Source organism: Streptomyces sp. NPDC020898 (assembly GCF_044333925.1).
Lineage (GTDB): Bacteria > Actinomycetota > Actinomycetes > Streptomycetales > Streptomycetaceae > Streptomyces.
On sequence record NZ_JBIRRV010000005.1, the window covers coordinates 265,648 to 278,621 of the forward strand.

Sequence of the window (12,974 nt, forward strand, 5' to 3'; positions counted from 1 at the left end):
CCTCGTCGTCGTACCCACAGACCCGGCTACTGAGCGCCGGGACGCACCAGCCCGCTCTCGTACGCGTACACCGCGGCCTGTACCCGGTCGCGCAGCCCCAGCTTGGTCAGCACATGCCCGACATGCGTCTTGACCGTCGTCTCGCTGACGAACAGGTCAGCGGCGATCTCCGCGTTCGACAGCCCCCGCGCCACCAGCTTCAGCACCTCGACCTCACGCTCGGTCAGCGTGTGCAGGGTGTCGGGCACCGGCTCGTCGCCCGACGGCAGATGCCCCGCGTACTTGTCGAGAAGCCGCCGGGTGATGCTCGGCGCGAGCATCGCCTCGCCCGCCGCCACCACCCGGATCGCCTGCACCAGCTCGACCGCCGGCGCGTCCTTCAGCAGGAAGCCACTGGCACCGGCCCGCAGCGCCTCCACCACGTACTCGTCGAGATCGAAGGTCGTCAGCACCAGCACCTTCGCCGGCCCGTCCCGCCCCGGCCCGGTGATCTGCCGGGTCGCCTCCACACCGTCCATCCGCGGCATGCGGATGTCCATCAGCACCACATCGGGCTGCAACGCACGCACCTGGTCGATCGCCTGAAGACCGTCTCCGGCCTCGCCGACGACCGCGATGTCCTGCTCGGCCTCCAGAATCATCCGGAACCCGGTACGCAGCAGCGGCTGGTCGTCGACAAGTAGGACGCGGATGGCCACGTAAGTCTCCTTCGCTAGTCCGCCCCCATTCTGCCTTGCGGGGGCACAGCCCCTCGCAGGGGCGCGGGGCTGTGCCGATCTGCGGCTCCGCCGCGGGGCGCGCTCAGCCCCCACCGCCCCGCAGACGACTCACGACCCACCCGGCGGAGCCACCCGCACCGGCAACGGATAAGGCGGGGGAGTACCCCCGAACTCCGGACAAACCGCCTGGTGGTCGCACCACCCGCACAGCTTCGTCGGCCGGGGCCGCCACTCACCCGTCTCCGTCGCCTCCCGGATCGCCTCCCACAACGCGTGCAGCTTCCGCTCCACCCGCTCGAGATCGGCCGGCACCGGGTCGTACGTCAGCACATCCCCACTGCCGAGATACACGAGCTGAAGCCGCCGCGGCACCACGTTCTTCAGCCGCCACACCACCAGCGCGTAGAACTTCATCTGGAACAGCGCGCCCTCCGCATACTCCGGACGCGGCGCCTTCCCCGTCTTGTAGTCGACGATCCGCACCTCGCCCGTGGGCGCGACATCGACCCGGTCGATGATCCCGCGCAGCTTCAGCCCCGAATCCAGCTCCGCCTCGACGAACAGCTCACGCTCCGCCGGCTCCAGTCGCGTCGGATCCTCCAGCCCGAACCAGCGCTCGACCAGCCGCTCCGCCTCACCCAGCCACCGCGCCAGCCGCTCCCCGTCCGGATCGTCCGCGAACAGCTCCACCACCTCCGGCCGCGTCTCCCGCAGCCGGTCCCACTGCCCCGGGATCAACGACTTCGCGCGCGGCGCCGTCCGCTCGGCCGCCGGCGCGTCGAAGAGCCGCTCGAGAACCGCGTGCACCAGCGTGCCTCTCGTCGCCGCCTCACTCGGCTTCTCCGGCAACCGGTCGATCACCCGGAACCGGTACAGCAAAGGACACTGCATGAAGTCACTGGCCCGCGAGGGCGACAGGGACGCCGGCGCGGAGGGCAGCACGACCGGCGAGACGGACTCGGCGGCGCCCTCGGTGCTGATTTCCATGACGACGACCTTACGGCCCACCACTGACAGTGACCCGACCGCCGCCACGGCCCACCCACGACAGCCCGGCGAACACGGGGGGTGCCGGGGCGGAACACGACGCGACGGCCGCATACCATCGACCCGAGACCCTTTCGCCCCGGAGCGGAAGGGGGAGACGCATCTGACAAGGGGACACCGTGGACGAGAGCGGCGGGAGCGGACAGCCGCGCTCCGGCAACGACCAGTCGACCGACCGCCACACCGGGCGAACGGCCCCGACCACCGACCCCACACCCCCCGAACCCACAACGGCCGCCACCCGCCTCACCCAGACCGAGCAACCCGAGCCGGAGACCGCGCAGGCCGACGAGCACACCGAGCCCGAGAAGCCGACCCCCGCCCCGGAACCGGAGCCCGCGAAACCGGCGGAGCCCACAAAGACGAAGGCGCCCGACGACACCCCCGAGCGCATCCGCACCACCCCGCGCCTCGCCAAGTCCCGCGCCCCCCGCAAACCCAAGGAACCCGGCGGCGGGCTCCTCATGGGACGTCCCTTCGGCGTACCCGTCTACGTCGCACCCAGCTGGTTCCTCGTCGCCGCCCTCATCACCTGGGTCTTCGGCGGCCAGCTCGACCGCGTACTGCCCGAACTCGGCGCCCTGCGCTACCTCGTCTCCCTCTTCTTCGCGGTCGCCTTCTACGCCTCCGTCCTCGTCCACGAACTCGCCCACACCGTCGCCGCCCTCCGCTTCAAACTCCCGGTACGCCGCATCCAGCTCCAGTTCTTCGGCGGCGTCTCCGAGATCGAGAAGGAGTCCGAGACCCCTGGCCGCGAATTCGTCCTCGCCTTCGTCGGCCCGCTCCTCTCCCTGATCCTTGCGGGCGTCTTCTACCTCGCCCTCCAGACCGTCGAACCCGGCACCGTCCCCGGCGTCCTGCTGGCCGGCCTGATGATCTCCAACCTCATCGTCGCCGCCTTCAACCTCCTGCCGGGCCTGCCCCTCGACGGCGGCCGCATGCTCCGCGCCGTCGTCTGGAAGATCACCGGCAAACCCATGAGCGGTACGATCGCCGCCGCCTGGGTCGGCCGCGCCCTCGCCGTCTCCGTCCTCATCGGACTCCCGCTGCTCACCCAGTCCGGCGCCCTCGGCTCCAGCGCCGAGGACAGCGTCGGCATGGACACCGTCACCGACGCCCTGCTCGCCGCCATCCTCGCCGCGATCATCTGGACCGGCGCCGGCAACAGCCTCCGCGTGGCCCGCCTGCGCGAACACCTCCCCGAGCTGCGCGCCCGCAACCTCACCCGGCGCGCCGTCCCCGTCGAGACCAACACCCCGCTCTCCGAGGCCCTGCGCCGCGCCAACGACGCCGGAGCCCGCGCCCTGGTCGTCGTCGACCCCGACGGCGAACCCCTCTCCCTCGTCCGCGAAGCCGCCATCGTCGGCGTACCCGAACACCGCCGCCCCTGGGTCTCCGTCAGCGGCCTCGCCCAGGACCTCACCGACGGCATGCGCGTCTCCGCGGAACTCTCCGGCGAGGAACTCCTCGACACCCTGCGCGCGACCCCCGCCAGCGAATACCTGGTCGTCGAGGAGTCCGGCGAGATCTACGGAGTCCTCTCCGCAGCCGACGTGGAACGCGCCTTCGTCAAGGCCATGGCCCGCCCCTCCTAGTGGTCGGACGCCCCCGTCAACACCGGTAGGCTGTTCACATGTCCGAACCGACCGGTGCCGCCCGCAGGCGCGGGCCCTTCAAGGTCGGGGACCAGGTTCAGCTGACCGACCCCAAGGGCCGCCACTACACGTTCACGCTCGAAGCCGGAAAGAACTTTCACACCCACAAGGGTTCCTTCCCGCACGACGAGCTGATCGGCGCACCCGAGGGCAGCGTTGTCCGCACCACCGGAAACGTCGCCTACCTCGCGCTGCGCCCCCTGCTCCCCGACTATGTCCTGTCCATGCCCCGCGGCGCCGCCGTGGTCTACCCCAAGGACGCGGGCCAGATCCTGGCCTTCGCCGACATCTTCCCCGGCGCCCGCGTCGTGGAAGCGGGCGTGGGCTCCGGCTCGCTCAGCAGCTTCCTGCTGCGCGCCATCGGCGACCAGGGCATGCTGCACTCCTACGAGCGCCGCGAGGACTTCGCCGAGATCGCCCAGGCGAACGTGGAGCGCTACTTCGGGGGCCCGCACCCCGCCTGGCAGCTCACCGTCGGCGACCTCCAGGACAACCTCAGCGACACCGAGGTCGACCGCGTGGTCCTCGACATGCTCGCCCCCTGGGAATGCCTCGAAGCCGTCTCCAAGGCACTCGTCCCCGGCGGCATCGTCTGCTGCTACGTGGCGACCACCACCCAGCTCGCCCGGACCGTCGAGTCCATCCGCGAGATCGGCTGCTTCAACGAGCCGAGCGCCTGGGAGTCGATGGTCCGCAACTGGCACATCGAGGGCCTCGCCGTCCGCCCGGACCACCGGATGATCGGTCACACCGGCTTCCTGCTCACCGCCCGCCGCCTCGCCGACGGCGTCGAGCCCCCCATGCGCCGCCGCCGCCCCTCCAAGGGCTCCTACGGCGACGACTACTCCGGCCCGAACCCCGACGGCGGCAACAGCCGCTGACCGCACCAACGCACGGACACCGTGGCCGAGTTCCCCCGATACTCCGGGAACTCGGCCACAACGCTTTCCGGTTGACGCGGCCGACGCAACAACGGCACCACTACTCACACCCGACACCGCGTACCCCGCCGTTCCCTCGCAGTGTGACGTGTGGCACCATGCGGGACACCCCACCGGCACAGCCCTCCACGGGAGACACTCCGAGTGCAGCAGTCCGCCGTCCCGGAACTGGCCCACACACACGCCCGCCCCATCCACTGGCTCGCCACGGCCACCGCCCTCGCCGGTGTCGTCGCCCTCTCCTCGGCGCTCCAGCCGGGCTCCGCGACCGCGGCCCAGGCAGCCGGCCCCGGCCCCGCAGGAAGACCCGCAGCGGCGGCAGCACCCCCTGACCCCACCGGCGTCGACTTCCCCCTCCAGTGCGGCCCGCTCCCGGTCCTCGTGGAGAACAAGGCCACCGGAGACCTCGACGGCGACGGCAGACCCGAAACGGTCGCCTCCGTGCGCTGCGACGCCGGCTCCGGCACCCCGCCCAACGGCGTGTACGTCCTCACCCAGGCCGCCGACACCAAGGAGCCGCGCCTCGTCGCGACCCTCGTCGACCCCAAGGACCGCCTCACCGCCACCGACCTCACGGTCAGCGACGGGACGGTCACCGCCACACTCCTCGGCTACTCGTCCCTCGACGTCCCCAGGTGCTGCCCCGACGTCAACGAGCGCGCCAAGTGGCAATGGAAGAACGGCGCGTTCCTCCGCTCGACACCCGCCGGCGCCCAGAGCGTGTGACACGCGCCCCTGGGGCGACGGGTGGCCGCGGAACGTACGTACGACCAGCGCCCTGTGAGAAACCAGACAGCGCCGAGGGGCGGATTTCAGCCAGTCGTAGCGCGGAGAAGTCGGACGGTCACTCCGCGTCCGGGCCGAAAACCTCGACCCTGTCCGAAACTCGACGTACGTGAATACAGTCGCCCGGACACTCCTTCGCGGAGTCCACCACATCGGTCAGCAACAACAGCGGAACCGGCGTCGTCGCACCCGGGGCCTGCAGCAACTCGTCCCCGGAGCTCTTCACATACGCCAGCCCGTCGATGTCCAGCTCGAAGACCTCCGGCGCGTACTGGACACAGATTCCGTCCCCCGTACACAGGTCCTGATCGATCCAGACCTCCAGCGCCTCGGCGCCGGTCCCGGCCTCCTCCTGCACGGTCACATCTCCTGCCGTTTCTGCGCCGAGCAAGGCAATCCGACGGCAAGTCGGCCCAGCTCTGACGGGTGTTGAACACTTCGACCCTACCTCCGGCCGCTTCCCAACCACGTTCTGTGGGTATTCCCCTGGCGTGAGGGAGAGCGCAAGGGTGAAGATCGGACACACCTCGACAGTCTTTGTGATCTAGGGGTTTCAATCGACACCCACCCAGGTAGGGTCTGGAAGCGTCCAGCTCCCCTTGGAGGAGGTGAGGACCGTGGCAGCCCACGACGACGACATGAACCGCGGCATCCGCCCGGGACGAGGGTCCGACGACCCGTCCGGGCAGATTGCCTACCTTGAGCAGGAGATCGCCGTCCTGCGGCGCAAGCTCGCCGACTCTCCGCGACACACGAGGATTCTCGAAGAGCGGATCGTCGAGCTGCAGACCAACCTGGCCGGCGTGTCCGCACAGAACGAGCGGCTCGCCAACACACTCCGTGAGGCCCGCGACCAGATCGTGGCCCTCAAGGAGGAGGTCGACCGGCTGGCACAGCCCCCGGCCGGCTTCGGTGTCTTCCTGGTCGCCAACGAGGACGGCACGGCGGACATCTTCACCGGAGGCCGCAAACTCCGCGTGAACGTCAGCCCAAGCGTCGAGCTCGAAGAGCTCCGACGCGGCCAGGAAGTGATGCTCAACGAAGCTCTCAACGTGGTCGAGGCCATGGAATACGAGAGCGTCGGAGACATCGTCACCCTCAAGGAGATCCTTGAGGACGGCGAACGCGCCCTGGTGCAGGGGCACACCGACGAGGAACGGGTGGTACGGCTCGCCGAGCCCCTCCTGGACGTCGTCATCCGCCCCGGCGACGCACTCCTGCTCGAACCCCGCTCCGGCTACGTCTACGAAGTCGTACCGAAGAGCGAGGTCGAGGAACTCGTCCTCGAAGAAGTACCCGACATCGGCTACGAGCAGATCGGCGGCCTGGGCAACCAGATCGAAATGATCCGCGACGCCGTCGAACTCCCGTACCTCCACCCCGACCTCTTCAAGGAGCACGAACTCAGGCCGCCCAAGGGCGTTCTGCTCTACGGGCCCCCCGGATGCGGAAAGACACTCATCGCCAAGGCCGTCGCCAACTCGCTGGCCAAAAAGGTCGCCGAAGTCACCGGCCAGGCCACCGGCAAGAGCTTCTTCCTCAACATCAAGGGCCCGGAACTCCTCAACAAGTACGTCGGCGAGACCGAGCGGCAGATCCGCCTCGTCTTCCAGCGTGCGAGGGAGAAGGCCTCCGAGGGCACCCCCGTCATCGTCTTCTTCGACGAGATGGAATCCCTCTTCCGCACCCGCGGATCCGGCGTCAGCTCGGACGTGGAGAACACCATCGTCCCGCAGCTGCTCGCCGAGATCGACGGCGTGGAAGGCCTGCAGAACGTGGTCGTCATCGGCGCCTCCAACCGCGAGGACATGATCGACCCCGCCATCCTGCGCCCCGGCCGCCTCGACGTGAAGATCAAGATCGAGCGTCCGGACGCCGAATCCGCCAAGGACATCTTCCAGAAGTACCTGACCGAGCGCCTCCCGCTGCACCCCGAGGACGTGGGGGAGCATGGCGGCGACAAGATCGCCACGGTCCAGAGCATGATCCAGACAGCCGTGGAACACATGTACACGGAATCCGAGGAGAACCGCTTCCTGGAGGTCACCTACGCCAACGGTGACAAGGAAGTCCTCTACTTCAAGGACTTCAACTCCGGCGCCATGATCGAGAACATCGTGGGCCGGGCCAAGAAGATGGCCATCAAGGACTTCCTCGACCACAAGCAGAAGGGCATCCGCGTCTCCCACCTCCTCCAGGCTTGCGTGGACGAGTTCAAGGAGAACGAGGACCTCCCCAACACCACCAACCCGGACGACTGGGCCCGGATCTCCGGAAAGAAGGGCGAACGGATCGTCTACATCCGTACGCTCATCACCGGGAAGCAGGGCGCGGACACCGGACGCTCCATCGACACGGTGGCAAACACCGGTCAGTACCTGTAAAAGACGGGGTGGCTGCGGGTGCCCTCACCGGGTACCCGCAGCCAACTGTTTTTCAGGCCACAGCTGGAGCAAGGCAATGACGCAAATGATCTCCCCACCAGCGCAAAGGCGTTCTAGGCTCTTTCGTACCGCCGAGTCGCGCAGTGCGGGGACGGGCACCGCACACGCACCGGAGCGCCAGCGGTACTTGAGCGGCGTCCCCGACCGAGGACACCGCCGGGCAAGGAGGGCCGCATGACCGTACGGCGAGTAATGGGCATCGAGACGGAGTACGGGATCTCCGTCCCCGGCCACCCCAACGCCAATGCCATGCTCACCTCGTCCCAGATCGTCAACGCCTACGCGGCGGCGATGCACCGGGCCCGGCGGGCCCGCTGGGATTTCGAGGAGGAGAACCCGCTGCGAGACGCGCGAGGCTTCGACCTCGCCCGCGAGTCCGCCGACTCCAGCCAGCTCACCGACGAGGACATCGGCCTGGCCAACGTCATCCTGACCAACGGCGCGCGGCTGTACGTCGACCACGCACACCCCGAATACAGCTCCCCCGAGGTCACCAACCCCCGCGACGCCGTCCTCTGGGACAAGGCCGGCGAACGCATCATGGCCGAAGCGGCCGAACGCGCCGCGCAACTCCCTGGCGCCCAGCCGATCCACCTCTACAAGAACAACACCGACAACAAGGGCGCCTCCTACGGCACGCACGAGAACTACCTGATGAAGCGGGAGACCCCCTTCTCGGACATCGTGCGCCACCTGACGCCCTTCTTCGTCTCCCGCCAGGTCGTCACCGGAGCGGGCCGCGTGGGCATCGGCCAGGACGGCCACGAACACGGCTTCCAGCTCAGCCAGCGCGCGGACTACTTCGAGGTCGAGGTGGGCCTGGAAACCACCCTCAAGCGCCCCATCATCAACACCCGGGACGAGCCCCACGCGGACGCGGAGAAATACCGCCGACTCCACGTGATCATCGGCGACGCGAACCTCTCCGAGATCTCGACCTACCTGAAGCTGGGCACGACGGCGCTGGTCCTCTCCATGATCGAGGACGGCTTCATCGCGGTCGACCTGGCGGTGGACCAGCCCGTACGCACCCTCCACCAGGTCTCCCACGACCCGACGCTCAAGCGCCTGGTCACGCTCCGCAGTGGACGCACACTGACCGCCGTACAACTTCAGATGGAGTACTTCGAACTCTCGCGCAAATACGTGGAGGAGCGGTACGGGGCTGACGCCGACGACCAGACGAAGGACGTCCTGGCTCGCTGGGAGGACACCCTGAACCGCCTGGAGAACGACCCCATGAGCCTCGCCGGCGAGCTCGACTGGGTCGCCAAGCGGGAACTCATGGAGGGCTACCGGCGCCGTGACAGCCTCGACTGGGACGCCGCCCGGCTGCACCTGGTCGACCTCCAGTACGCGGACGTACGGGCCGAGAAGGGCCTTTACAACCGCCTCGTGGCCCGTGGCCGCATCAAGCGCCTGCTGGACGAGGGAGAGGTCGAGAGGGCGCGTACGAAGCCCCCGGAGGACACGCGCGCGTACTTCCGCGGACGCTGCCTGGAGCAGTACGCGGACGACGTCGCGGCGGCCTCCTGGGACTCGGTGATCTTCGACCTGCCGGGCCGGGACTCGCTCCAGCGCGTCCCAACCCTGGAGCCGCTTCGCGGAACGCGTAATCACGTGAAAGAGCTCCTGGACCGCTGCCGCACGGCAGAAGACCTGGTCAGGGTCCTGTCGGGCCACTGAGCGGGCCTTCGGGGCGCGACGGCCGGACAGGGTGGAAAGTGCGGCGTCCGGGAATCATCGAGGTGGTTCCCGGACGTTGTAGGAACAGCGGGGCCAATGTCGGACCCTGCTTGTAGGGTCTGATCAAGAACGTCGAACCGAGCGGGGTGAGGGTTATGGCGACCAAGGACACCGGCGGCGGACAGCAGAAGGCGACGCGCAGCACCGAGGAGGTCGAGGAGGCACCTGAGGCACAGGTATCCGAAGACCTCAAGGAGCGCCAGGAGAAGCTGAGCGACGACGTGGACTCCGTCCTCGATGAAATCGATGACGTACTCGAGGAAAATGCCGAGGACTTTGTTCGTAGTTTCGTGCAAAAAGGTGGAGAATGACCGATCTGTCCGACTCGCCGCAAGGTAAGCGGTGTACGGGCTGTAAGCGCGCATTGCCTACGGAGTGCTTCGCGGCGGACAGGAATCGTTGCGACGGCCTTCAGGTGCGGTGCCGGGAGTGCGTGGCTGAGTACAGTGCCGCGCACTACCGGCGGCGCCGGCAAGCGGTCGGGAAGTCTGTGCGGGAAAAGTTGGAAGTCCCGCATGGGCACAAGCTCTGCCGGACCTGTGGCGAGATCAAGCCGCACAGTGAGTGGCACCGTAACGCAACCGCGTCGGACGGCCTGTCGACGCGTTGCAAGGCATGCCGGGTCATTCAAGGGCGACAGGGTCATCTGAAGCGCAACTACGGCATGACCGAAGCCGAACGTGACGAGATGGTCGCCTCTCAAATGGGGCTCTGCGTGATCTGCCTGAAAGCTCCTGCCATTCATGTGGATCATTGCCACGAGACGGGTAGGGTCCGTGGCGTACTGTGCTTCAACTGCAATTCGGCCATCGGCAAGTTGGGAGATGATCCCGACGCTGTTCGTCGGGCTGCCGCCTACTTGGAAGGATCCCCGTGGAAGCCAACACTCGTAGCACCGGGCGTCTACCGGCTGCCTTCCTGACGCCCGGGTCGTCGTCCTTCATGGACTTCCTGTCCGACCATCAGCCGGAGATGCTCCCGGGCAAGCGGCAGTTGCCGCCTACCCAGGGTGTGATCGAGGCGCCGCACGGCACGACCATCGTGGCCGTCACCTTCCCGGGTGGTGTCGTGCTCGCCGGTGACCGGCGAGCGACCATGGGGAACGTCATCGCGCAGCGGGACATCGAGAAGGTGTTCCCGGCGGACGAGTACTCGGCTGTCGGGATCGCCGGCACCGCCGGTCTGGCCGTCGAGATGGTCAAGCTGTTCCAGCTGGAGCTGGAGCACTTCGAGAAGGTGGAGGGGGCGCAGCTCTCGTTGGAGGGCAAGGCGAACCGGCTGTCCACCATGATTCGTTCGAACCTCGGTATGGCCATGCAGGGTCTTGCTGTGGTGCCGTTGTTCGCCGGGTTCGATGTGGACCGGGGGAAGGGGCGCATCTTCTCGTACGACGTGACGGGTGGGCGTTCCGAGGAGCACGGGTATGCCGCGACGGGGTCCGGGTCGGTCTTCGCGCGGGGTGCGATGAAGAAGCTGTACAGCCGTGATCTGAGCGAGTCGGAGGCGACGACGCTGGTCATCCAGGCGTTGTACGACGCCGCGGACGACGATTCGGCGACCGGTGGTCCTGATGTCGCGCGCAGGATCTACCCGATTGTCACGGTGATCACCGAGGACGGTTTCCGCAGGCTGACGGACGAGGAAGGCGCGGAGATCGCCCGTTCGATTCTGGCGCGGCGTCTGGAGCAGCCCGACGGTCCGCGTGCCGCCCTGCTGTAGTGCCTCTCGTTCTTCAGGTGGTCCAGTGACTTCGACAGAAAGGGACGGTTAACCGGTGTCGACGCCGTTCTATGTCTCACCCCAGCAGGCGATGGCCGACCGGGCGGAGTATGCCCGTAAGGGCATTGCCCGTGGTCGCAGCCTGGTTGTGCTGCAGTATGCCGACGGCATCGTGTTCGTCGGCGAGAACCCGTCCCGTGCGCTGCACAAGTTCAGCGAGATCTATGACCGGATCGGCTTCGCGGCTGCCGGTAAGTACAACGAGTACGAGAATCTGCGGATCGGCGGTGTGCGGTATGCCGATCTTCGGGGGTACACGTACGACCGTGATGATGTGACGGCTCGTGGTCTGGCCAACGTCTATGCGCAGACGTTGGGCACGATCTTCTCGTCGGCGGCGGAGAAGCCGTACGAGGTGGAGCTTGTGGTCGCCGAGGTCGGTGAGTCGGCCGACGGTGATCAGATCTACCGGTTGCCGCACGACGGGTCGATCGTCGACGAGCACGGTTCGGTGGCGGTCGGTGGTAACGCGGAGCAGATCAGCACGTATCTGGATCAGCGTCATCAGGACGGTATGTCGTTGGCCGAGGCGCTGAAGTTGGCGGTTCAGGCGCTGTCGCGCGATACGAACGGTACCGAGCGGGAGATTCCGGCGGAGCGGCTGGAGGTGGCGGTGCTGGACCGTACGCGGCCGCAGAAGCGGAAGTTCAAGCGGATTGTCGGTCGTCAGCTGGGGCGGTTGCTGGAGGCCGGCGGGGCGACTACGGAGGCGGAGAGCGCCGAGGAAGAGGAGTAGTCGTCCGGTGGGCGGTTGTGTTCCGCCTGTTGTTTCTTGTTTTCGCACCCCGGTCGCTTCTGGCGGCCGGGGTGCGGGCGTTGGTGGGGTCAGGAGTGGCGTCTGGGGGGTGCTGTGGAGCCTCGTACGACGAGTTGGACGGGGATGTCGCCCTGGGTGGGGGTGCGGCCGTCGAGGACGGCGAGGAGGGCTTGCATGCCGCGTTCGCCGAAGAGTTCGGCGTCGAGGCGGACCGTCGTCAACTCGGGGTCGATGGCGGTGGCGAGGGCGAGGTCGTCGAGGCCGGTGACGGAGAGGTCGTCGGGGATGCGCAGGCCGAGGCGGCGGATGGCCTTGTAGGCGCCGGTGGCGAGTTTGTCGTCGTCGCAGACGAGGGCGGTGGGGTGCGGGCCGGGGCCGCTGAGGGCGGCCGTGGTGGCCTGCTGGGCGCCTTGGAAGGAGATGGGGGCCTGGATGGTGCGCAGGTCGGTGCCGGGGACGCCGGAGAGCCGTGTGGTGAGTGCCTGGGCGCGTACCTCGAAGGTCCAGGAGGGGATGTCGGCGGCGAGGTGGAGGAAGCGGCGGTGGCCGAGGCCGAGCAGGTGTTCGGCGACTTGGCGTACTCCGTCGGCGATGTCGAGGTTGACGGTGGCGGCGCCGAGGCTGCCCCGGGGGTCGCTGTCGAGCATGACGAGGGGGAGTTGGTCGCCGCGGATGGCGGTGAGGGCGTCGGCGGCCATGGAGGAGGCGAGGACGCCGTCGAGGGCGGCCTGGGCGGAGTGGAAGGGGTCGCGGGCGGGGCCGATGCCCTCGGGGGAGGGGTAGAGGACGACGCCGAAGCCGTGTTCGGCGGCGATGCGGGCGGCTCCGGTGTAGACCCCGGCGAAGAACTCGGTGGTGAGGGCGGGGACGACGAGCAGGACGGTGCGGGTGTGGCCGAGGCGGAGGTTGCGGGCGGCGAGGTTGGGCCGGTAGCCGAGGTCGCGGGCGGCGGCCCGTACGCGTTCCGCGGTGGCCTCGGAGACCCGGCCGCGCCATTTGTCGCCGAGTACGAGGGAGACGGCGGCCTGGGAGACGCCCGCGGCCTGGGCGACGTCACGGCTGGTGGGTCGGGTGCTGCCTCGTGCCACCGTGGGCCTGCT

13 protein-coding genes are annotated in these 12,974 nt (G+C 68.2%); 9 read left to right on the plus strand and 4 right to left on the minus strand.

Annotation, left to right across the window (positions count from 1 at the left end; translation table 11 throughout):
- Positions 1-26 precede the first annotated feature (26 nt).
- Positions 27-698 carry a response regulator gene (locus tag ACH4TV_RS18500; protein ID WP_398399260.1) on the minus strand — a complete coding sequence of 224 codons (672 nt, stop codon included), beginning with the start codon at positions 696-698 and terminating at the stop codon, positions 27-29.
- Positions 699-827: 129 nt separating this feature from the next.
- Positions 828-1,706, minus strand: a complete 879-nt coding sequence (locus ACH4TV_RS18505) for a RecB family exonuclease (protein ID WP_398399261.1) — start codon at positions 1,704-1,706, stop codon at positions 828-830.
- A 179-nt stretch (positions 1,707-1,885) separates the two neighbouring features.
- Here ACH4TV_RS18505 and ACH4TV_RS18510 point away from each other — a divergent pair, with 179 nt between their 5' ends.
- The 3 genes from ACH4TV_RS18510 (at position 1,886) to ACH4TV_RS18520 (ending at position 5,088) form a co-directional block, all read left to right on the plus strand.
- A complete protein-coding gene (locus ACH4TV_RS18510) occupies positions 1,886-3,361 on the plus strand; it encodes a site-2 protease family protein (RefSeq protein WP_398399262.1) in 1,476 nt (491 codons plus the stop codon).
- Between the two features lie 38 nt (positions 3,362-3,399).
- Positions 3,400-4,302 (plus strand): tRNA (adenine-N1)-methyltransferase, encoded by a 903-nt coding sequence (locus tag ACH4TV_RS18515; RefSeq protein ID WP_398399263.1) that lies wholly within the window; start codon positions 3,400-3,402, stop codon positions 4,300-4,302.
- Between the two features lie 204 nt (positions 4,303-4,506).
- Positions 4,507-5,088: a hypothetical protein gene (locus ACH4TV_RS18520; RefSeq protein ID WP_398399265.1), complete on the plus strand. Its 582-nt coding sequence runs from the start codon at positions 4,507-4,509 to the stop codon at positions 5,086-5,088.
- A gap of 118 nt (positions 5,089-5,206) precedes the next feature.
- On the opposite strand, the gene ACH4TV_RS18525 is transcribed toward ACH4TV_RS18520, so the two are convergent.
- Positions 5,207-5,512 carry a ferredoxin gene (locus ACH4TV_RS18525; protein ID WP_398399267.1) on the minus strand — a complete coding sequence of 102 codons (306 nt, stop codon included), beginning with the start codon at positions 5,510-5,512 and terminating at the stop codon, positions 5,207-5,209.
- Between the two features lie 253 nt (positions 5,513-5,765).
- Here ACH4TV_RS18525 and arc point away from each other — a divergent pair, with 253 nt between their 5' ends.
- The 6 genes from arc to prcA all read left to right on the plus strand — a co-directional run bounded on the left by arc (position 5,766) and on the right by prcA (position 11,853).
- Entirely contained in the window at positions 5,766-7,532 is a 1,767-nt protein-coding gene (gene arc, locus ACH4TV_RS18530; protein WP_398399269.1) for a proteasome ATPase, read from the plus strand.
- A 234-nt stretch (positions 7,533-7,766) separates the two neighbouring features.
- The gene (dop, locus tag ACH4TV_RS18535; protein ID WP_398399271.1) at positions 7,767-9,278 is read left to right on the plus strand and encodes a depupylase/deamidase Dop; all 1,512 of its coding nucleotides are present in this window, start codon (positions 7,767-7,769) and stop codon (positions 9,276-9,278) included.
- 155 nt (positions 9,279-9,433) lie between these two features.
- On the plus strand, positions 9,434-9,649 hold the full coding sequence (locus ACH4TV_RS18540; RefSeq protein WP_006379817.1) for a ubiquitin-like protein Pup: 216 nt from the start codon (positions 9,434-9,436) through the stop codon (positions 9,647-9,649).
- On the plus strand, positions 9,646-10,260 hold the full coding sequence (locus ACH4TV_RS18545) for an endonuclease VII domain-containing protein (RefSeq protein WP_398399273.1): 615 nt from the start codon (positions 9,646-9,648) through the stop codon (positions 10,258-10,260). The genes ACH4TV_RS18540 and ACH4TV_RS18545 overlap by 4 nt, the downstream gene beginning before the upstream one ends.
- Positions 10,212-11,057 carry a proteasome subunit beta gene (gene prcB / locus ACH4TV_RS18550; protein ID WP_398399275.1) on the plus strand — a complete coding sequence of 282 codons (846 nt, stop codon included), beginning with the start codon at positions 10,212-10,214 and terminating at the stop codon, positions 11,055-11,057. Before ACH4TV_RS18545 ends, prcB begins: the two co-directional genes overlap by 49 nt.
- A gap of 55 nt (positions 11,058-11,112) precedes the next feature.
- Positions 11,113-11,853, plus strand: a complete 741-nt coding sequence (gene prcA, locus ACH4TV_RS18555; RefSeq protein ID WP_398399277.1) for a proteasome subunit alpha — start codon at positions 11,113-11,115, stop codon at positions 11,851-11,853.
- An 89-nt stretch (positions 11,854-11,942) separates the two neighbouring features.
- Here the strand turns inward: prcA and ACH4TV_RS18560 are convergent, their stop codons facing one another.
- Entirely contained in the window at positions 11,943-12,962 is a 1,020-nt protein-coding gene (locus tag ACH4TV_RS18560) for a LacI family DNA-binding transcriptional regulator (RefSeq protein ID WP_398399279.1), read from the minus strand.
- Between the last annotated feature and the right edge of the window lie 12 nt (positions 12,963-12,974).